Genomic DNA, 19,181 nt, shown 5'->3' with positions numbered 1-19,181 from the left:
CCGGCGTCGCCGCCATGTTCCGCCGCAACCCGTTCATCGCGCGCGGCGATGCGCCGTGGGTGACCCGGGGCGCCGCCCCCGTCGAGGGCCTGCGGCCCTTCGATCCGGCGCTGCTCTGGCTGACGGTGGCCCTGCTGGCCTGGGGCATGGTGATGGTGTATTCGGCCTCCATCGCGATGCCGGACAACCCGCGCTTCGGCCGCTACGCCCACACGTATTTCCTCTCGCGCCACGCGTTGTTCCTGGGGCTGTCCTTCGTGGTCGGCCTGCTCACCTTCCAGGTCAAGGTGGAGACCTGGGAACGCGCCGCGCCGTGGCTGTTCGTCGGCTCGCTGGTGCTGCTGGCCGTGGTGCTCATCCCGCATATCGGCAAGGGCGTCAACGGCGCGCGCCGCTGGCTGGCGCTGGGCCCCATCTCCTTCCAGCCGTCCGAGCTGGCGAAGTTCGCCGTGCTGCTCTATGCCGCCAACTACATGGTGCGCAAGATGGACGTGAAGGAGCGCTTCTTCCGCGCGGTGCTGCCGATGGCGGCCGCCGTCGCCATGGTGGGCGTGCTGCTGCTGGCCGAGCCCGACATGGGCGCCTTCATGGTGATCGCCGTGATCGCCATGGGCATCCTGTTCCTCGGCGGCGTGAACGCGCGCATGTTCTTCCTGATCGCCGCGGTGATCGTGGTGGCGTTCATGCTGATGATCGCCTTCTCCGACTGGCGGCGCGAGCGCATCTTCGCCTACCTCGATCCGTGGAACGAGAAGTACGCGCTGGGCAAGGGCTACCAGCTGTCGCACTCGCTGATCGCGATCGGCCGCGGCGGGATCTTCGGCGTCGGCCTCGGCGGCAGCGTGGAGAAGCTGCACTGGCTGCCGGAGGCGCACACCGACTTCCTGCTGGCGGTGATCGGCGAGGAATTCGGGCTGGTCGGCGTGCTGGGCGTGATCCTGTGCTTCCTGTGGATGACGCGCCGCATCATGCACATCGGCCGGCAGGCGATCGCGCTGGACCGCGTGTTCGCGGGCCTGGTCGCGCAGGGCGTGGGCATCTGGATCGGCTTCCAGGCCTTCATCAACATGGGCGTGAACCTCGGCGCGCTGCCCACCAAGGGGTTGACCCTGCCGCTGATGTCCTACGGCGGCTCCGCGGTGCTGATGAACGTCGTGGCCATAGCGGTGGTGCTGCGGATCGATTTCGAGAACCGCACCTTGATGAGGGGAGGGCGCGCATGACCGAGCGCACCGCACTCGTCATGGCCGGGGGAACCGGAGGCCACATCTTCCCCGGCCTGGCCGTCGCCGAGGCACTGCGCGCGCGCGGCTGGCGCGTGCACTGGCTGGGCGCGCCGAACAGCATGGAGGCGCAGCTGGTGCCGCCGCGCGACTTTCCGCTGGAAACCATCAACTTCGGCGGCGTGCGCGGCAAGGGCCTGAAGGCCTATGCCTTCCTGCCCCTGCGCATCCTGCACTCCTTCTGGCAAAGCATCCAGGTGCTGCGGCGCGTGCGGCCGCAGGTGCTGGTCGGCCTCGGCGGCTACATCACCTTCCCCGGCGGCATGATGGGCGTGCTGCTCGGCAAGCCGCTGGTGCTGCACGAACAGAACTCGGTGGCCGGCATGGCCAACCGCGTGCTGGCCGCCGTTGCCGATCGCGTCTACAGTGCCTTCCCCGATGTGCTCAAGAAGGGCGAGTGGGTGGGCAACCCGCTGCGCGAGGCCTTCCTGCACCAGCCTGCGCCGCAGGAGCGCTTCGCCGGCCGCAACGGCCCGCTGAAGATCCTGGTCGTGGGGGGCAGCCTCGGCGCCAAGGCCCTCAACGAGATCGTGCCGCAGGCCCTGGCGCGCATTCCGGGCCCCAACCGCCCGCGCGTGCTGCACCAGAGCGGCGCGAAGCAGATCGACGAACTGCGGGCCAACTACGCCCAGGCGGGCGTGCAGGCCGAACTCACGCCCTTCATCGACGACACCGCGAGCGCCTTCGCCGAAGCCGACCTCGTGATCTGCCGCGCCGGCGCGAGCACGGTCACCGAGCTCGCGGCGGTGGGCGCGCCCGCGCTCTTCGTCCCCTTTCCCTTCGCCGTCGACGACCACCAGACCACGAACGCGAAGTTCCTGGTGGACGCCGGCGGCGGCTGGCTCGTGCCGCAGCGCGAGCTCACCCCCGACAAGCTGGCCACCATGCTGATCACCCTGACGCGCGGCGAACTGCTGCAACGCGCGGTGGCGGCCAAGCGCATGCAGAAGACCCAGGCGACCGAGCAGGTGGTCGCCGCCTGCGAGGCCCTCGCACGATGAAACACGCGATCAAACACATCCACTTCGTCGGCATCGGCGGCGCCGGCATGTCCGGCATCGCCGAAGTCCTGCGCAACCTCGGCTACCTGATCTCCGGATCCGACATCGCCGATTCGCCCACGCTGCGGCGCCTGTCCGAGCTGGGCATCCAGACCTTCGTCGGCCACGCCGCGGGCAACGTGATCGGCGCCGACGCCGTGGTCACGTCCACCGCGGTGCAGCAGGACAACCCGGAGGTCGTGGCCGCGCGCAAGCGCAAGATCCCGATCGTTCCGCGCGCGGTGATGCTGGCGGAGCTGATGCGCCTGAAGCAGGGCATCGCGATCGCCGGCACGCACGGCAAGACGACCACCACCAGCCTGGTGGCGAGCGTGCTGGCCGAGGGCGGGCTCGATCCCACCTTCGTGATCGGCGGACGCCTGAACAGCGCCGGCGCCAACGCGAAGCTCGGCTCCGGCGAATACATCGTGGTGGAGGCGGACGAATCCGATGCGTCCTTCCTCAACCTGTTGCCCGTGATGGCGGTGGTGACCAACATCGACGCCGACCACATGGACACCTACGGCCACGACTTCAACAACCTGAAGAAGGCCTTCCTCGAATTCCTGCACCGCATGCCCTTCTACGGCACGGCGATCCTGTGCATCGACGACGAGTCCGTGCGCTCCATCGTCCCGCAGGTGCAGTGCCCGGTGACCACCTACGGTTTCGGCGAGGACGCGCAGGTGCGCGCGGTGGACGTGAAGGCGGTCGGCCCGCAGATGCACTTCACCGTGCAGCGGCGCAACGGCGTGACGTTGCCCGACCTGCACGTGAAGCTCAATCTCGTGGGCATGCACAACGTGCTCAACGCGCTGTCTGCGATCGCGGTGGCCGTGGAACTGAACATCCCCGACGACGCCGTGCTCAAGGCCCTGGCCGAGTTCCGCGGCGTCGGCCGCCGCTTCCAGAGCTACGGCGAGCTGCCCGTGCCCGGCGTGCAGGGCGGCGGCACCTTCACCGTGATCGAGGACTACGGCCATCACCCGGTGGAGATGCGCGCCACGCTGGCTGCCGCGCGCGGCGCCTTCCCCGGCCACCGCATCGTGCTGGCGTTCCAGCCGCACCGCTACACCCGCACGCGCGACTGCTTCGAGGACTTCGTGCAGGTGCTGGGCACCGCCGACGCGGTGCTGCTGTCCGAGGTCTATTCCGCCGGCGAGGAACCGATCGTGGCAGCGGATGGCCGCTCGCTCGCGCGCGCCGTGCGCGTTGCGGGCAAGGTGGAGCCGCAATTCGTCGGCGACATCGCCGGCATGCCGCAGGCCGTGATCGAAACCGTGCGCGATGGCGACGTGGTGATGTGCATGGGCGCCGGCACCATCGGCGCCGTGCCCGGCAAGCTGGTCGACCTGCTGGGGGCCAAGGCATGAGCGCAGGCATCGATCCCAAGTCCTTCGGCAAGGTCGCCGTGCTCATGGGCGGCAAGTCCGCCGAGCGCGAGGTCTCGCTGATGTCCGGCAGCGGCGTGCTGAAGGCGCTGCAGTCCAAGGGCGTGGACGCGCACGCGTTCGACCCGGCCGAACGCGACCTGGTGGAACTCAAGCGCAAGAACTTCAGGCGCTGCTTCATCGCGCTGCATGGCCGCTTCGGCGAGGACGGCACGGTGCAGGGCGCGCTCGAACTGCTCGGCATCCCCTACACGGGCTCCGGCGTGATGGCCTCCGCGATCTCGATCGACAAGACGATGACCAAGCGCGTGTGGCTGGCCGAGGGCATCCCGACGCCGAAGTACACGCTGCTCAAGCGCGGCGCCTACCAGCGCGAGGAAGTGGTCAAGATCCCGGACGACCTGGGCCTGCCGCTGATCGTGAAGCCGGCGCGCGAGGGATCGTCGATCGGCGTGGCGAAGGTGCAGGGCTACTCCGAGATGCTGGCCGCCGTCGATGCCGCCGCGGCGCTGGACACCGACGTGCTGTGCGAGCAGTTCATCGCCGGCGACGAGGTCACCTGCCCCATCCTCGGCACCGGCGACAGCGCCCGCGCGCTGCCGGTGATCCGCATCGTGGCGCCCGAGGGCAACTACGACTACCAGAACAAGTACTTCACCGACGACACCAAGTACCTGGTGCCCTGCGGCCTGCCCGAGGGCGAGGAGGCCGCGATCCAGGAGATCGTGGTCAAGGCCTATCGCGTGCTGGGCTGCCGCGGCTGGGGCCGCATCGACGTGATGATCGACGCCGGCACCCGCAAGCCCTCCCTGCTGGAAATCAACACCTCGCCGGGCATGACCGGCCACTCGCTGGTACCGATGTCGGCGCGGGCCGCCGGCATCAGCTACGAGGACCTGTGCCTGCAACTGCTGGCCGATGCCGCGCTGGACCTGCCGCAGCAGGAGGTGGCGAAGAAATGAGGAAACCGAGCGCCGCACGGCCGCCCGAAGGCGCGAGCGCCCCCCTGGGGGGTAGCGCCGTACACGAAGTGACAAGCTTGGGGGCCCTGTGAAACCGTCGCAACTGCCGTTCGACGTCAGGCTGATGAACATCACCGCCACGGTGCTGTTCGCGGCCTGCGGCGTCGTGCTGCTGGCGGCGCTCGCCTGGTGGGCGGTGCGGCATCCCGTGTTCGCGATCCGCGCGATCGTGGTGCAGGGAGAGGTCACGCACAACAGCGCGGCGACCCTGCGCGCGAACGTGGCGCCGCGGCTGGCCGGCAACTTCTTCACCCTGGACCTGCAGAAGGCGCGCGAAGCGTTCGAGGCGGTGCCGTGGGTGCGCACGGCGGTCGTGAAGCGCGAATTCCCCAACCGCCTGCGCGTGCAGATCGAGGAGCACAAGGCCGAGGCGCTCTGGGGCACGGATTCGGAATCGCGCCTGGTCAACACCTTCGGCGAGGTGTTCGAGGCCAACGCCGGCGACGTGGAAGACGACGAGATGCCGCGGCTGGCGGGGCCCGAGGGCTCGTCGGCGCAGGTGCTGGCCATGTACCGCTCGCTCAACCCGCTGCTGCAACCGCTGGAACTGTCGGTGGAGCAGGTGCAGCTGACCGGCCGCGGCGGCTGGACGCTGCACCTGGACAGCGGCGCGGTCGTGGAACTGGGGCGGGGCACGGCGCAGGAGGTGGTGGCGCGCAGCGAGCGCTTCGCGCACACGCTCACGCAGGTCACTTCGAAGTACGGCCGGCGGCCGGAGGCGCTGGTGACGGCGGACCTGCGGCACGTGGACGGCTATGCGGTCAGGCTGAGGGGCGTCGCCACGACAGAGTCGGCGACGCAGAGGAACTGAGGAACAACGAGGATGGCGAAGGAATACAAGGATCTCGTCGTCGGCCTGGACATCGGCACGGCCAAGGTGATGGCCGTGGTGGCCGAGGTCATGCCGGGCGGCGAACTGAAGATCGCCGGGCTGGGCGTGGCGCCGGCCACCGGCCTCAAGCGCGGCGTGGTGGTCAACATCGACGCCACGGTGCAGAGCATCCAGCAGGCGCTCAAGGAAGCGGAGCTGATGGCGGACTGCAAGATCACCCGCGTCTACACGGGCATCACGGGCAGCCACATCCGCGGCATCAATTCGAGCGGCATGGTGGCCGTGAAGGACCGCGAGGTCACCCCCGCCGACGTGGCGCGGGTGGTGGAGACGGCGCGCGCCATCAACATCTCCACCGACCAGCGCCTGCTGCTGGTGGAGCCCCAGGAATTCGTGATCGACGGCCAGGACGTGAAGGAGCCGATCGGCATGAGCGGCATCCGGCTCGAAGCCAAGGTGCACATCGTCACCGGCGCCCAGAGCGCGGCCGAGAACATCATCAAGTGCGTGCGGCGCTGCGGGCTGGAAGTCGAGCAGCTGCTGCTCAATCCGCTGGCCTCCTCGCAGTCCGTGCTGTCGGACGACGAGAAGGAACTGGGCGTGGCCTGCCTCGACATCGGCGCGGGCACCACCGACGTGGCGATCTTCACCGGCGGCGCGATCCGCCACACCGCCGTGATCCCGATCGCCGGCGACCTGATCACGAGCGACATTGCGATGGCGCTGCGCACGCCGACCAAGGACGCCGAGGACATCAAGGTGGAGTCGGGCTATGCCAAGCAGTTGCTGGCCGACCCCGAGCAGCAGGTCGAGGTGCCGGGCCTGGGCGACCGCGGCCCGCGCATGCTCTCGCGACAGGCGCTGGCCGGCGTGATCGAGCCGCGCGTGGAGGAGATCTTCTCGCTGGTGCAGCAGGTGATCCGCGAATCGGGCTACGAGGAGGTGCTGTCCTCCGGCATCGTGATCACCGGCGGCAGCGCGGTGATGCCCGGCATGGTGGAACTGGGCGAGGACATCTTCCTGAAGCCCGTGCGCCGGGGCGTGCCGCGCTACAGCGGCGCGCTGGCCGACATGGTGGCGCAGCCGCGGGCCGCCACCGTCATGGGATTGCTCGAAGAGGCGCGGCTGGCGCGCATGCGCGGCGCCCGCGTGGCGCAGAAGCACGGCTCGGTGAAGACCGCGTTCGGCCGCATCCGCGACTTCATCGTGGGCAACTTCTGACCATGACCCACTACAAACTCTGGCTCGCGCGGGGGAGTCCCCCGAGAAAGGAGCGCTGTCGGTGCACCGATCCACCGTTCCCGCGTTAACCATCCATCCAACAAGTTCGTCAGTGGCAACTGCAAGAGTCAGGAGAATCAAATGAGCATCGAAATGATCGAAGTCGAGGAGTTCCACCAGGGCACGCAGATCAAGGTGATCGGCGTCGGGGGTGGCGGGGGCAATGCCGTGGCGCACATGATCGAGCGCAGCGTGCAGGGCGTGGAATTCATCTGCGCCAACACCGATGCGCAGGCGCTCTCGCGCAGCGCGGCGCACAAGCTGATCCAGCTCGGGGGCACCGGCCTCGGCGCGGGCAGCAAGCCGGACAAGGGCCGCGAGTGCGCCGAAGCCGCGGTGGAAGACATCCGCCAGGCGATCGCCGGCGCGCACATGCTGTTCATCACGGCCGGCATGGGCGGCGGCACCGGCACCGGCGCCGCGCCCGTGATCGCGCGCGTCGCCAAGGAGATGGGCATCCTCACCGTCGGCGTCGTGACCAAGCCCTTCGACTGGGAAGGCGGCCGCCGCATGACCAACGCGGACCAGGGCCTGGCCGAACTCGAGGCCAACGTCGATTCGCTGATCGTGGTGCTCAACGAGAAGCTGCTCGAAGTGCTGGGCGACGACATCACCCAGGACGAGGCCTTCGCGCACGCCAACGACGTGCTGAAGAACGCCGTGGGCGGCATCGCGGAGATCATCAACGTCCCCGGCCACGTGAACGTGGACTTCGAGGACGTGCGCACGGTGATGGGCGAGCCGGGCAAGGCGATGATGGGCACCGCGCTGGCCTCGGGGCCGGACCGCGCGCGCATCGCCGCCGAGCAGGCCGTGGCCTGCCCGCTGCTCGATGGCATCGACCTCTCCGGCGCCAAGGGCGTGCTGGTGCTGATCACCGCCGCCAAGGGCAGCCTGAAGCTGTCCGAGTCCAAGCTGGCGATGAACACGATCCGCGCCTACGCCTCGGCCGACGCGCACGTGATCTACGGCACGGCCTACGACGACTCGCTGGACGACCAGGTCCGCGTGACCGTGGTGGCCACGGGCCTGTCGCGCCAGGGCCAGCAGCGCCGCACGGCGCCGCCGCTGCAGGTGTTGCGCACCGGCACCGACAACGTGCCCTTCAACGTGCCGACCATCCACAACGCGGTGGCGGGCCCGGGCGCGATCGTCACGCGCGAAATGGAAACGGCGCGCACCACCACGCCGCAGCCGGCCGACTACGGCAACCTGGCCGTCCCGAGCGTCTGGCGCACCAACCGCTCGCAGGCGGCGGCGAAGGTGGACGCGCTGTCGAGCGGCGGGATGGACGACTTCGAGATCCCGGCTTTCCTGCGCAAGCAGGCGGATTAAGAAAACCAGATACCGGACGCAGAGGACGCGAAGGGTACGCAGAGGACGCAAAAGAACAGCCCTTTTGAAAAGGTTTTCTTTGCGTCCTCTGCGTACCCTTTGCGCCCTCTGCGTCCGGCTGTTCGGTTTTACCCCAGCTTCATCAGCGCTTCACGCTCCCGCACGAGGCTCATGCAATGGCCTGGACCTATCGCGGACATGCGGGAAGTCAACCGGGGGGAACCCAGCCCGCCCGTAAAATCGACCGCATGCTGCGCCAGCGAACCCTCAAGACCCTGACCAAGGCCGTGGGCGTGGGCCTCCACAGCGGTCAGCGCGTCGAGTTGACGCTGCGTCCCGCCCAGCCCGATACCGGCATCGTGTTCCGCCGCACGGACCTGCCCCTGCCCGTGGACATCCCGGTTTCCGCGCAGGCGGTGACGGACACGCGCATGGCCTCCACCATCTCCAACGGCGGTGCCAAGGTGCACACCGTGGAACACCTCATGTCCGCCTGCGCCGGCCTCGGCGTCGACAACCTCTACGTGGACATTACCGCCGAAGAGGTTCCGATCCTCGACGGCTCTTCGGCCTCCTTCGTGTTCCTGCTGCAAAGCGCCGGCATCGAGCAGCAGAACGCGCCGCGGCGCTTCATCCGCGTGCTGCGGACCGTGGAAGTGCGCGAAGGCGAGGGCGAGGACCTGAAGTGGGCCCGCCTGGATCCGTACCACGGCTACAAGCTGGGCTTCGAGATCGAGTTCAACCACCGCGTCGTCAGTTCGACCGGGCAACGCTACGAATTCGACCTGAGCTCGGGCCAGTATTCGCGCGACATCGCGCGCGCCCGCACCTTCGGCTTCACGAAGGACCTGGAGATGATGCGCGCCCGCGGCCTGGCGATGGGCGGCGGAATGGACAACGCGATCGTGGTGGACGACTACCGCGTGCTCAATGCGGACGGCCTGCGCTACGACGACGAGTTCGTCAAGCACAAGATCCTCGACGCGATGGGCGACCTGTACCTGATCGGCAAGCCCCTGCTGGCCGCCTACGGCGCCTTCCGTTCGGGGCACGCCCTGAACAACAAGCTGATCCGCGCGCTGCTGGCGGACCAGGATGCGTTCGAGGTGGTGAGCTTCGGGGACGAGAAGGAAGCTCCGGCGGGGTTCGCGCAGCCGGCCCGCGCCTGGTAGGCGTGCCCGTCGTCCGCATCCTCGTGCTGCTGCTGCTCCTTGCAGCCGGTCTCAGCTTCGCGCTCTATGCGCTCACCGGGCAGCCGAAGTACAAGCGCTTCGGCCTGGTGCTGTTCAAGTGGACGATGGTGGCGGTGTTCGCCCTGTTCGCGGCCATCTTCGCCGACCGGCTGTCTTCCTAGATCACCCGGCCCGTCTTGTACGAGCCGGTATTGCGTCGCGCGACCCCCCCGGCCTGCTGGATCCTCGCCGTCGCGATCGCCGCGTGCGCGTGCGTGATCGCCAGCCCCAGCGCATCGGCCGCGTCCTTGCCCGGCAACGCGGGCAGCTGCAGCAGCCGCTGCACCATGTGCTGCACCTGCGTCTTGGCGGCCTTGCCCGTGCCCGCCACCGCCTGCTTCATCTGCATGGGCGTGTATTCCGCCACCGGCAGTGCGTTGACGACCAGTGCCGTGATGCAGGCGCCGCGCGCCTGCCCCAGCAGCAGCGTGGACTGCGGGTTGACGTTCACGAACACGATCTCGATCGCCGCCGCATCGGGCTGGTAGCGCGTGTGCAGCTCGCCGATCCCGTCGTACAGCACCTTCAGGCGCGCGGGCAGGTCGCCGCGCTCCAGGTGCATGGTGCTGATGGTGCCGCTCGCTACGTACCGCAGCGTGTAGCCGTCGGCATCGACCACGCCGAAGCCCGTGGTCTGCAGTCCCGGATCGATGCCGAGAATCCGCATCACGGCATTTCCGCCGCGTTCATGCGGGCGACGATCGTCGACGTGCGACCGGCGAGATAGCGCGACCCCGGCATCTTCTCGAAGCGCTTGGGTTGCGGCAGCATCACCGCGAGCCGCGCCGCCTCGTACGCGCTCAGCCGGCTGGCGGGCTTGCGGAAGTAGTGCTGCGCGGCGGCCTCGGCGCCGAACACGCCCTCGCCCCATTCCACGCTGTTGAGGTAGATCTCCAGGATGCGCTGCTTGGTCAGCAGGTGCTCCAGCGCCATCGCCAGCACGAACTCCTGCCCCTTGCGCAGCAGGCTGCGTTCCCCGGACAGCAGCAGGTTCTTGGCAAGCTGCTGCGTGATCGTGGAGCCGCCGACGATCTTCGGCGCCTTGGCGCGGGCCGGCGCCAGCATCGAGCGCCTGGCGGCCGCCTCCATCGCCTTTTCGTTGCGCTGCCAGGCGCGTTCCAGCGCGTCCCAGTCCACCCCGTCGTGTTCGACGAAGGTGGAGTCCTCCGAGGCGATCACCGCGCGCTTCAGGTTGTCGGAGATCCGGGAATAGGGCACCCAGCGCTGGCTCCAGCGCAGCTGGTCGCGCTCCACGGCGATGCGCCATGCTTCCGAGCGCTGGAAGGTCGTCGACTCCGGGTCCAGCACGGTCATCAGCGCGATGCGGCCGATGAAGAAGGCCTGCAGCGCGAAGAAGGCGACCAGCACCAGGCCGATCCAGCGCAGCACGGGCTTCATCGCGCCAGCTCCCGGCGCAGTTCCGCCAGCACCTGCCCCGAGGGCGGGCGCACGCCGCGCCACACCAGGAAGGACTCGGCTGCCTGTTCGACCAGCATCCCCAGGCCGTCACGGCCGCTGGCGCCCTGCGCGCGGGCCCATTGCAGGAAGCCCTCGGCGGCCGGGCCGTACATCATGTCGTAGGCCAGCGCCCCGGGCTTCAGCACCGACGGCGGTACCGGCACCTCGGCGCCCTTGAGGCTGCTGGCCGTGGCGTTCACCACCACGTCGAAGGCGCCCGGCACCGCGTCCAGCCCGCTCGCGGCGAGCGCCACGCCCGTGGCTTCGGCCAGCGCGGCGTGGCCTGCCACCAGCGCCTGCGCCCTGGCGAGCGTGCGGTTGGCGATGACGATGCGGCGCGGCTTCGCCTCGACCAGCGGCCCCAGTACGCCGGCCGCCGCGCCGCCGGCGCCGATCAGGAGCAGGTCGCGCCCGGCCAGCGGCAGGCCCGCGTTGACCTGCAGGTCGTGCACCAGGCCGAGGCCATCGGTGTTGTCGCCGTGGATGCCGCCGGCATCGAAGCGCAGCGTGTTGCAGGCGCCGGCCAGCGCGGCACGCGCGCTGCGGTGGCTCACCAGGGTGGCCGCCTCGAACTTGAAGGGCACGGTCACGTTGCAGCCCTTGCCGCCTTCGGCGCGGAAGGCCTGCACCGCCGCCGCGAAGCCGTCCAGCGGCACCAGGCGCTTGCCGTATTCCAGCGGCTGCCCCGTCAGCGCGGCGAAGCGCGCATGGATCCACGGCGACTTGCTGTGCTCCACGGGGTTGCCCATGACGCAGTAACGGTCCACGGCGGGGTCCTCAGCGGGTGGTGAGCTTGGTCTCGAGCGTGTCTTCGCGCGTGAACTTGAAGCGCGAGACGACGACGATCTGGTCCGCCTTGCGCCGCATCGCGTCGCTGAAGCGGCCGAAGGGCCCAGCGGCGCGGGCGATGGTGGCGGCGCGGCGGTCCAGCGTGCGGTTGCCGGAAGTCTCCACGACCTCGGTGTCGATCACCTTGCCGTCGTGGTTGACGGTCACGATCATGGTGAGCTCGCCATAGAGCTTGCGGCCCGCCAGCTCGGGGAAGTTGTTCGTGCCGCGCTCCTCGATCCGGCGCCGCAGCGAGTCGTAGTAGACCGCGTACACCTCCTCGCGGGTGGAGGGGCTGATGTAGCGCTTCTTGGGCCGCGAGTTCTCCTCGTTGATGCGCTTCTCGATTTCGGCCAGCAGCTTGATCAGGTGGCGGCGCTTTTCCTCCTGCGCCGCGGCCTGGGGATTGGAGTTGGCCTGCCTCGGGTCCGCGGGGGGCATGGCAGCGAGCGTGCGCTTCAGGTTCGCGAGCATCAGCATCTGCTCTTCCTGCATCGTCTCGATCTTCTTCTGCTCGTCTTCCGCGGCGTCGCCGATGGAGGTGAGCGCGGAGGCGGGCAGGGGCGAGGTGGCGCGGCCCTTGTCGGCCTCGCCGCCGCCGGCCAGCGACGCCTGGGCGATGGCCTGGGCGCGGTCCACCTTCTCGCTGCTGCGCGCGTTGACCAGCACGACTTCCAGCGGCGTGTCCTGGAACACGCGGTTGAAGCCTTCGGGGTCGACGATGCGCACCGTGAGCAGGGCCGCGTGCACGACGACGGACACGCCCAGTGCGATCTGCAGGGTGCTGAGGGACTTCAGGTTCACGAACTCACGTCGGCGCCTGCTGGCGCGATGACCGGATTGTCCTCGGAAGTCTCCGAAACATCCACGGCAATCGCGATCGGACCTGCGACGGTTTCCTCCTCGCTGTCGTCTTCAACCGACGCCGGCTCCGCAATGGTATCCAGGCGTTGCAGCACCGAGCCGCTCACGTCGAGGGTGATCAGGTCGATCTCGCCCAGGCGCAGCCGCACCCGGGCGCCCCGCGGCAGGTCCGCGGTTCCCAGCACCGGCAGCACCAGCGGCAGGGTGTCGGCACGGGCGAGACCCTCCTTGAAGACGGTGGCTTCCAGCTCGCGCACGCCGTTGTTCTGGAGGTACTTCAGCGTCCAGTACCGCTCCATCGCGGCCTGGTGCCCGTTGTAGGCGGAATAGGCCGCATCGAAGGCGGAAATGACGGAGAACAGCTCCGCGTCCTTCGGCTTGAAGGGCGCGGCCAGGGCGGCGGTGCGGCCGTGGCGCGCCGCCGCGATGATCTGCCACTGGTTCACCAGGTCCGTGTAGCGGCGCAGCGGCGAGGTGCTCCAGGCGTAGCTTTTCACGCCGATGCCGGCGTGCGGCAGGGCCTTGGTCCCCATGCGCACCTTGACGCCGGGGGCCAGGCTGGCCTGGCTGCGGTAGATGCCGGGCACGCCGCACTCCGCCAGCCACAGGCCCCAGGTGCTGTTGGCGAGGATCATGGCCTCGGCCACGATGAGGTCCAGCGGGGCGCCGCGCTTGCGCACGGTGATCTCCACCGGCTCGTCGCCGGCGGGCCCCTGCTCGCCCGCCGTGGGGACGCGGAAGTTGTAGTCGGGGCGGTTGAAGTTCTCCGGCTTGCCGCGCAGCACCTCGCGCTGCGCCTTCAGTTGCCTGGCGAGGCGGAACAGGAAGGACAGTTCGGCGCGGAAGCGCAGGGCGGGCTCCGGAACCCCCTCGCGCGAAGCGGTGGGGTCCTCGAGGAATTCGGCCGGCAGGTGTTCATCGAGCTGGTCGTGCCGCAGGTTCACCGCGATCGGCACCCTCTCGAGGCGCGTCTGGCTTTCCTTCACGGCCAGCGTGGCCTCGTCGTACTGCACGTACAGGGAGACGGCGGGGCAGTCGCGGCCTTCCATCAGCGTGTAGGCCTGCACCACGTCGTCCGGCAGCATCGTGATCTTGTGCCCCGGCATGTAGACCGTGGACAGACGCTGGCGTGCAAGCTGGTCCAGCGGCGTGCCGGCCTGGATCGCCAGGCCGGGCGCCGCGATGTGCACGCCCACGGTGACGGTGCCGGTGCCCAGGCCCTGCACCGAGAGCGCGTCGTCGATCTCGGTGGTGCTGGAGTCGTCGACCGAGAAGGCCTGCACGGTGGCGAGCGGCAATTCGTCGCGGATCGCGGGCGCGGCCAGCGGCGGGAAGCCGGTGCCCTTGGGGAACCATTCCAGCAGGAAGCGCTTCCAGTGGAACTGGTAGGGCGAGGTGATCGCGCCCGACTTCTGCAGCAGGGCGAGCGGCGCAGTCTGCGTGCTGCGCGAGGCTTCGACGACGGCCTTGTACTCGGGGGCGTTCTTGTCCGGCTTGAACAGGATCTTGTACAACTGCTCGCGGATCGCCGGCGGGCACGTGCCGGCGGCGAGCTCCGCGGCCCAGGCGGAGATCTGGGCCTGGACCTGCTTCTTCTTCTCGATGGCCAGCAGCGCCTGCTGCAGGATCTCGGCCGGCGCCTTGCGGAAGCGCCCCTTGCCGGCGCGGCGGAAATAGTGCGGCGCCTCGAACAACCGCAGCAGCGCGGCGGCCTGCTGCACCAGGGTGGCCTGGGCGCTGAAGTATTCGCGGGCCAGCTCGGCGAAGCCGAATTCCTCCTCGGGCGCGAATTCCCAGGCCAGCTCCAGCTCGATGCCGGCGGCGACCTCCTGGGCCTCGCGCAGGAGCTCCGCCGGTTGCGGCTTCTCGAACCTCAGCAGCACGTTGGCGGATTTGACCTTGACGCGCTTGCCGCTTTCGAGCTCGACCTGCGCCGAGGCATCCGACTCGGACAGGACCCGGCCGGCGAGGAACTTCCCGGCGTCTTCGAACAGAACGAACATGGGGTGGATTGTCCCATGGGGGTGGTGGGGGGCCGGAATACCAGCTTCCGGACGCAGAGGACGCGAAGGGTACGCAGAGGACGCGAAAGAAACCAAATCCTTGAATGGAATGTTCTTTTGCGTCTTCTGCGTACCCTTCGCGTCCTCTGCGTCCGGCTGTCCGGTTTTCGACCCTCACGCCAGCCGCAGGAAATCGAGCACGTCCGGCAGGTGATCGTCGAAATCCGTCAGCCCGTGGTCGCTGCCTTCCAGCAGCTTGACGTGGATGCCCGGATAGCGGCCCACCATCTCTCGCCAGTCCAGCAGTTCGTCGCCCTTGGCGATCACGGCGAGATAGCGCTCCGGGTGGGCCACGGGGCCGCGCTGCAGCGCACGCAGTTCGTCGATGAACTCCGGCGCGAAGTAGAAGTGCTCGGACGGATCGTGGAACGACGTCTGCTCGCCGATGTAGCGGGCCAGGTCGCGCGCGGGATCCACCGCCGGATTGAGCAGCACCGCCCGGCAACCCGTATCCTCGGCGACGCAGGTGGCGTAGAAGCCCCCGAGCGACGAGCCGATCACCGCCATGGTCTCGCGCGGCCACCCTGAAACGGATTCGTGCAGCAGCGCCATCGCCTCTTTGGGTGATGGGGGCAATTGCGGACAGCACCATGTCACGCGGGGGTGGCTTTCGCGCACCAGTGCGTGCATGCGCTGCGCCTTGAAAGAGCGGGGCGAGGAACGGAAGCCGTGCAGGTAGAGCAGGTGCGTGGTGTGCATCCGACGGATGGTATCCGTCAGCTCCCGTAAGTTGTCTTGGCAGTCGATCTTTGCCACACTGGCTGTCGTTCAGGAGAAGAGTGGTGGCACACACCAAGGCGGCGGCCCCGGGGGGGGCGTCGCGTGAGTTGACCGAGCGCAGCGTCGCGGTGATCGTGGCGCAGGCGCGTGCAGGCGTCGGGACTGCGCTGGTGATGGGCGCCTTGTTCGGGTTCATCCTGGTGCCCGGTGCGGGCTGGCTGCGCTACCTCGCGTGGTACGTCGTGTTCGCGGCCGGCATGCTGGGCCGCCAGCCGTATTTCCGGTACCTGGTTTCCCGCCACGGCGTGACCGAGTGGACCTTGCGCCGCATCGCACTGGCCGCGGCGCTCAGCGGCTGGTTCGTGACCACCAGCATCCCGCTGTTCGCGCCCTTCCTCAGCACCACCGACATCAGCGTGCTCACGATGATCACGGTGGCCTGGGTGTCCCTCGCCGTCTCGATGCTGGCCGTGCAGCCGCGCATCTACACCGGCTACCTGGTGGCCTGCATGGTCACCATGTACATCGGCTTTGCGCACTATGCCTCCGGGCAGGACATGGTGGTGATCGGCGTGGCCATGTGCCTGGGCGCGCCCATGATGGTGCGGCTGGCGCGCACGCTGAACCAGCAGCTGCGCGAGATCGTCGAGGCGGCGCAGGAAAAGGCGCAGGTGGTGGAGCAGCTGCGCCAGTCGCTCAAGAACCAGCAGGAGACGCAGCGCGCGCGCTCGCGCTTCCTCGGCGCCGCCAGCCATGACCTGCGGCAGCCGGTGCAGGCGCTGCTGTTCCTCTCCGACATCTTCCGCAAGTCCAGCGACCCGGCGCGGCGCGACCAGATGGCGCAGCAGATCGTGCGCACCGGCCAGTCCATCGACGGCATGTTCCGCCACCTGGTCGACTTCGCGCAGATCGACGCCGGCACGATGAAGGCGGTGGTGCAGCCGGTGCAGTTCGAACGCCTGCTGGTGTCCGCCAGCTCCGGCTTCGCCGAGAAGTGCGCGGCGCGCGGGCTGCGCTTCCGCACCGAGGTCGTCGGCGCCTGCAACGTCTCCGCGGATCCCGTGCTGCTGGAGCGCATGCTGCGCAACTTCCTCGACAACGCGTTCAAGTATTCGCTGGCCGGCGAGATCGTGCTGCGGGCCGACTGCACCGGCGAGGAGGCCGTGGTCACCGTCACCGACCAGGGCGTGGGCATGGACCCGGACGACCTCGCGCAGGCCTGCAACGCCTTCTACCGCGGCCGCTCGGCGGCCAAGGCGGAGGCCGAGGGCATCGGCCTGGGCCTGGCGATTTCGCGCCACATGGCGGACCTGATGCATTGCGCGCTGGAGATCGCCTCGCAGCCGGGGCAGGGCACGCGCGTGACGATCCGCCTGCCGCTGGCGCAGGAAGCCGCGGTGGTGCCCGCCAGTGCCGCGCCGCCGCAGCGCCAGGCCCCCCTGCAGGGCCTGCTGGTGGCGGTGGTCGAGAACGAACGCATGGCCCGCGAAGCGCTGTGCGCGTGGCTGGAGGACGCGGGCGCCCGGGTGGCCGTGGGCGGATCGCTCGCCGAGCTGCAGCAGGCGCTGGAGGGCGACGGCGATGCGCCCGACATCCTGCTGGCCGACTACCGCCTCGGTGAAGGCACGGGCATGGATGCGGTGCAGGCGCTGCGCAGCCGCTACGGGATGCTGCCGGCCGTGATCGTCTCGGGGGAGCCGGACATCCGCGAGCGCGGGCTGCCGGTGCCGGTGCTGCAGAAGCCGGTGGCGCCCGAACGCCTGCTGGAAGCGATGCAGACGGCGCTGGCACGGGCGCCGGCGGCCGAAGCCGACACGCCGGCCTGAGCCGGCCTGAGCCGACCGGAGCCGGCCTGAGCCGGCCTGAGTCGACCAAACGCTAGTGCGCCCGCGCGGGCGCCGTTTCCAGGTCGCGCATCGTGAGGCCGGCGCGCGCGAGCGCGTAGACCGCCTCCGTGCGGTTGGAGACCACCAGCGCATCGAGGATGTGCGCCACGTGCGACTTCACCGTGGTGTCCGACAGCCCGAGGTCGCGCGCGATCACCTTGTTCGGCTTGCCCTGCACGATGCCCAGGAGCACCTGCCGCTGCCGCTCGGTGAGGTGCGCACCCAGGCGCGCCCACGCATCCTGCTGCGCGCGCGTGGCCGGCGTGCCCACGCTCAGGCTCGTGGGCGGCAGGTAGACGCCGCCGGAGAGCACCAGCGACAGCGCCGCGGTGAATTCGTCGCTGGGGGCGGACTTGGGCACGAAACCGCAGGCGCCCAGGTCGATGCAGGCCCGGACGATCGCCGGGTCCTCGTTGCCGGAGAGCACCAGCACGGGTACCTCGGGCCGGCGCGTGCGCACGGCGCGGACCGAATCCGTCCCCTGGTAGCCGGGCATCTGCAGGTCCAGGATCATCAGGTCGACCGCCAGGCCGGCCTCCATGCGCTGGAAGGCCGTGTCGAGCGCGGCGCATTCGACCACGTTCACCTCCATCCCCGTGTTCTGCAGGGTGTGCACCACGCCGCTGCGGTACAGGGGATGGTCGTCGACGACAAGGATGTTCATGGTGGGCGCCTCCCGGTTCGCGCCGATGGTAGCAGCGGGGCCGTGCGCGGGAACAGGCCATTTGGAGGATTGGAGGAAGCTGCCGGGAACGGGCCTGCCGCGCCCGCCGCTCCGGGATAATCCGCCCATGGCCGCCGTCTTCGACAAACCCTCGCTGCGCCAGCGCGTCGCCCCCATGCTCCAGGGGTTCGACGGGCCGCTGGCGTTCGCCGTCTTCCTGCTCGCGTGCGCCGGCCTGCTGACCATGTACAGCTCAGGCTACGACCACGGGGCGCGCTTCTACGACCACGCCCGCAACATGGTGCTGGCCGGCGTGCTGATGTTCATCGTGGCGCAGGTCCCTCCCCAGCGGCTGATGAGCTTCGCGGTGCCGCTGTACGTGGTGGGCGTGGGCCTGCTGATCGCCGTTGCCGTGTTCGGCATCACCAAGAAGGGCGCCAGGCGCTGGATCAACGTGGGCGTGACGATCCAGCCCTCCGAAATCCTCAAGATCGCGATGCCGCTGATGCTGGCCTGGTGGTTCCAGAAGCGCGAGGGCCAGCTGCGCACGCTCGACTACGTGGTGGCCGCCGTGCTGCTGGCGATCCCGGTGGGCCTGATCATGAAGCAGCCGGACCTGGGCACCTCGGTGCTGGTGCTGGCCGCCGGCCTGGCGGTGATCTTCTTCGCCGGGCTGTCCTGGAAGCTCATCGTGCCGCCCGTGGTGCTGGGCATCGTGGCCGTGGTGCTGATCGTGATGTTCGAGCCGATGCTGTGCGCCGAAGGTTTCCGCTGGCCGGTGCTGCACGACTACCAGCAGCAGCGCATCTGCACCCTGCTGGACCCGACCAAGGACCCGCTGGGCAAGGGCTTCCACATCATCCAGGGGATGATCGCCATCGGCTCCGGCGGCCTGTTCGGCAAGGGCTTCATGCAGGGCACGCAGACCCACCTGGAGTTCATTCCCGAGCGCACCACGGACTTCATCTTCGCCGCCTACTCCGAGGAATTCGGGCTGCTCGGCAACCTGTTCCTGATCGCCAGCTTCCTGTTCCTGGTGCTGCGCGGGCTGGCCATCGCGCTGGAGGCGCCGACGCTGTTCGCGCGCCTGCTGGCCGGTGCGATCACCATGATCTTCTTCACCTATGCCTTCGTGAACATGGGCATGGTCAGCGGCATCCTGCCGGTGGTGGGCGTGCCGCTGCCCTTCATCAGCTACGGCGGCACCGCCATGGTGACGCTGGGGCTGGGGCTGGGCATCCTGATGTCGATCTCGAAGTCCAAGCGGCTCGTGCAGAGCTAG

18 protein-coding genes are annotated in these 19,181 nt (G+C 69.1%); 11 read left to right on the top strand and 7 right to left on the bottom strand.

Annotated features, from left to right (window positions below; genetic code table 11):
- Window positions 1-14 precede the first annotated feature (14 nt).
- From ftsW to WG923_RS01580, 9 genes are all read left to right on the top strand, one after another.
- Entirely contained in the window at window positions 15-1,223 is a 1,209-nt protein-coding gene (ftsW, locus tag WG923_RS01620; RefSeq protein WP_445322885.1) for a putative lipid II flippase FtsW, read from the top strand.
- Entirely contained in the window at window positions 1,220-2,284 is a 1,065-nt protein-coding gene (gene murG, locus WG923_RS01615) for an undecaprenyldiphospho-muramoylpentapeptide beta-N-acetylglucosaminyltransferase (protein ID WP_340349159.1), read from the top strand. The genes ftsW and murG overlap by 4 nt, the downstream gene beginning before the upstream one ends.
- Window positions 2,281-3,696, top strand: a complete 1,416-nt coding sequence (gene murC / locus WG923_RS01610) for a UDP-N-acetylmuramate--L-alanine ligase (RefSeq protein WP_340349158.1) — start codon at window positions 2,281-2,283, stop codon at window positions 3,694-3,696. Before murG ends, murC begins: the two co-directional genes overlap by 4 nt.
- The gene (locus tag WG923_RS01605) at window positions 3,693-4,676 is read left to right on the top strand and encodes a D-alanine--D-alanine ligase (RefSeq protein WP_340349157.1); all 984 of its coding nucleotides are present in this window, start codon (window positions 3,693-3,695) and stop codon (window positions 4,674-4,676) included. Before murC ends, WG923_RS01605 begins: the two co-directional genes overlap by 4 nt.
- 124 nt (window positions 4,677-4,800) lie before the next feature.
- Entirely contained in the window at window positions 4,801-5,547 is a 747-nt protein-coding gene (locus tag WG923_RS01600; RefSeq protein WP_340349333.1) for a cell division protein FtsQ/DivIB, read from the top strand.
- Window positions 5,548-5,559: 12 nt separating this feature from the next.
- Complete coding sequence (gene ftsA, locus WG923_RS01595) at window positions 5,560-6,789, top strand: cell division protein FtsA (RefSeq protein ID WP_340349156.1); 1,230 nt, start codon at window positions 5,560-5,562, stop codon at window positions 6,787-6,789.
- Window positions 6,790-6,930: 141 nt separating this feature from the next.
- Window positions 6,931-8,184, top strand: coding sequence for a cell division protein FtsZ (gene ftsZ / locus WG923_RS01590; protein ID WP_340349155.1), 1,254 nt, complete (start codon window positions 6,931-6,933; stop codon window positions 8,182-8,184).
- A gap of 248 nt (window positions 8,185-8,432) precedes the next feature.
- Window positions 8,433-9,356, top strand: coding sequence for a UDP-3-O-acyl-N-acetylglucosamine deacetylase (gene lpxC / locus WG923_RS01585; RefSeq protein ID WP_340349154.1), 924 nt, complete (start codon window positions 8,433-8,435; stop codon window positions 9,354-9,356).
- A gap of 2 nt (window positions 9,357-9,358) precedes the next feature.
- Window positions 9,359-9,538 carry a hypothetical protein gene (locus WG923_RS01580; protein ID WP_340349153.1) on the top strand — a complete coding sequence of 60 codons (180 nt, stop codon included), beginning with the start codon at window positions 9,359-9,361 and terminating at the stop codon, window positions 9,536-9,538.
- On the opposite strand, the gene ruvC is transcribed toward WG923_RS01580, so the two are convergent.
- The 6 genes from ruvC to WG923_RS01550 form a co-directional block, all read right to left on the bottom strand.
- Window positions 9,535-10,083 carry a crossover junction endodeoxyribonuclease RuvC gene (gene ruvC, locus WG923_RS01575; protein WP_340349332.1) on the bottom strand — a complete coding sequence of 183 codons (549 nt, stop codon included), beginning with the start codon at window positions 10,081-10,083 and terminating at the stop codon, window positions 9,535-9,537. The genes WG923_RS01580 and ruvC overlap by 4 nt on opposite strands.
- A complete protein-coding gene (gene mtgA, locus WG923_RS01570) occupies window positions 10,083-10,814 on the bottom strand; it encodes a monofunctional biosynthetic peptidoglycan transglycosylase (protein ID WP_340349152.1) in 732 nt (243 codons plus the stop codon). Before mtgA ends, ruvC begins: the two co-directional genes overlap by 1 nt.
- The gene (aroE, locus tag WG923_RS01565) at window positions 10,811-11,641 is read right to left on the bottom strand and encodes a shikimate dehydrogenase (protein WP_340349151.1); all 831 of its coding nucleotides are present in this window, start codon (window positions 11,639-11,641) and stop codon (window positions 10,811-10,813) included. Before aroE ends, mtgA begins: the two co-directional genes overlap by 4 nt.
- 10 nt (window positions 11,642-11,651) lie before the next feature.
- Window positions 11,652-12,500 (bottom strand): energy transducer TonB, encoded by an 849-nt coding sequence (locus WG923_RS01560; RefSeq protein ID WP_340349331.1) that lies wholly within the window; start codon window positions 12,498-12,500, stop codon window positions 11,652-11,654.
- 2 nt (window positions 12,501-12,502) lie between these two features.
- Entirely contained in the window at window positions 12,503-14,569 is a 2,067-nt protein-coding gene (locus tag WG923_RS01555) for a ribonuclease catalytic domain-containing protein (RefSeq protein ID WP_340349150.1), read from the bottom strand.
- A gap of 174 nt (window positions 14,570-14,743) precedes the next feature.
- A complete protein-coding gene (locus WG923_RS01550; RefSeq protein ID WP_340349149.1) occupies window positions 14,744-15,328 on the bottom strand; it encodes a YqiA/YcfP family alpha/beta fold hydrolase in 585 nt (194 codons plus the stop codon).
- An 83-nt stretch (window positions 15,329-15,411) separates the two neighbouring features.
- On the opposite strand from WG923_RS01550, the gene WG923_RS01545 reads away from it, so the two are divergent.
- The gene (locus WG923_RS01545; RefSeq protein ID WP_340349148.1) at window positions 15,412-17,175 is read left to right on the top strand and encodes an ATP-binding response regulator; all 1,764 of its coding nucleotides are present in this window, start codon (window positions 15,412-15,414) and stop codon (window positions 17,173-17,175) included.
- Window positions 17,176-17,227: 52 nt separating this feature from the next.
- Here the strand turns inward: WG923_RS01545 and WG923_RS01540 are convergent, their stop codons facing one another.
- Window positions 17,228-17,899 (bottom strand): response regulator transcription factor, encoded by a 672-nt coding sequence (locus tag WG923_RS01540; protein WP_340349147.1) that lies wholly within the window; start codon window positions 17,897-17,899, stop codon window positions 17,228-17,230.
- Between the two features lie 127 nt (window positions 17,900-18,026).
- Here WG923_RS01540 and rodA point away from each other — a divergent pair, with 127 nt between their 5' ends.
- Window positions 18,027-19,181: a rod shape-determining protein RodA gene (rodA, locus tag WG923_RS01535; RefSeq protein ID WP_340349146.1), complete on the top strand. Its 1,155-nt coding sequence runs from the start codon at window positions 18,027-18,029 to the stop codon at window positions 19,179-19,181.

It is taken from the genome of Ramlibacter sp. AN1133, assembly GCF_037890035.1.
Lineage (GTDB): Bacteria > Pseudomonadota > Gammaproteobacteria > Burkholderiales > Burkholderiaceae_C > Ramlibacter.
This window is presented reverse-complemented; position numbering and strand designations above follow the sequence as displayed.

Bases quoted from the DNA above. Each gene is read 5' to 3' on its own strand.
- ftsW (WP_445322885.1), top strand. From the start codon at position 15: ATGTTCCGCCGCAACCCGTTCATCGCGCGCGGCGATGCGCCGTGGGTG.
- murG (WP_340349159.1), top strand. From the start codon at position 1,220: ATGACCGAGCGCACCGCACTCGTCATGGCCGGGGGAACCGGAGGCCAC.
- murC (WP_340349158.1), top strand. From the start codon at position 2,281: ATGAAACACGCGATCAAACACATCCACTTCGTCGGCATCGGCGGCGCC.
- WG923_RS01605 (WP_340349157.1), top strand. From the start codon at position 3,693: ATGAGCGCAGGCATCGATCCCAAGTCCTTCGGCAAGGTCGCCGTGCTC.
- WG923_RS01600 (WP_340349333.1), top strand. From the start codon at position 4,801: ATGAACATCACCGCCACGGTGCTGTTCGCGGCCTGCGGCGTCGTGCTG.
- ftsA (WP_340349156.1), top strand. From the start codon at position 5,560: ATGGCGAAGGAATACAAGGATCTCGTCGTCGGCCTGGACATCGGCACG.
- ftsZ (WP_340349155.1), top strand. From the start codon at position 6,931: ATGAGCATCGAAATGATCGAAGTCGAGGAGTTCCACCAGGGCACGCAG.
- lpxC (WP_340349154.1), top strand. From the start codon at position 8,433: ATGCTGCGCCAGCGAACCCTCAAGACCCTGACCAAGGCCGTGGGCGTG.
- ruvC (WP_340349332.1), bottom strand. From the start codon at position 10,083: ATGCGGATTCTCGGCATCGATCCGGGACTGCAGACCACGGGCTTCGGC.
- mtgA (WP_340349152.1), bottom strand. From the start codon at position 10,814: ATGAAGCCCGTGCTGCGCTGGATCGGCCTGGTGCTGGTCGCCTTCTTC.
- WG923_RS01555 (WP_340349150.1), bottom strand. From the start codon at position 14,569: ATGTTCGTTCTGTTCGAAGACGCCGGGAAGTTCCTCGCCGGCCGGGTC.
- WG923_RS01550 (WP_340349149.1), bottom strand. From the start codon at position 15,328: ATGCACACCACGCACCTGCTCTACCTGCACGGCTTCCGTTCCTCGCCC.
- WG923_RS01540 (WP_340349147.1), bottom strand. From the start codon at position 17,899: ATGAACATCCTTGTCGTCGACGACCATCCCCTGTACCGCAGCGGCGTG.
- rodA (WP_340349146.1), top strand. From the start codon at position 18,027: ATGGCCGCCGTCTTCGACAAACCCTCGCTGCGCCAGCGCGTCGCCCCC.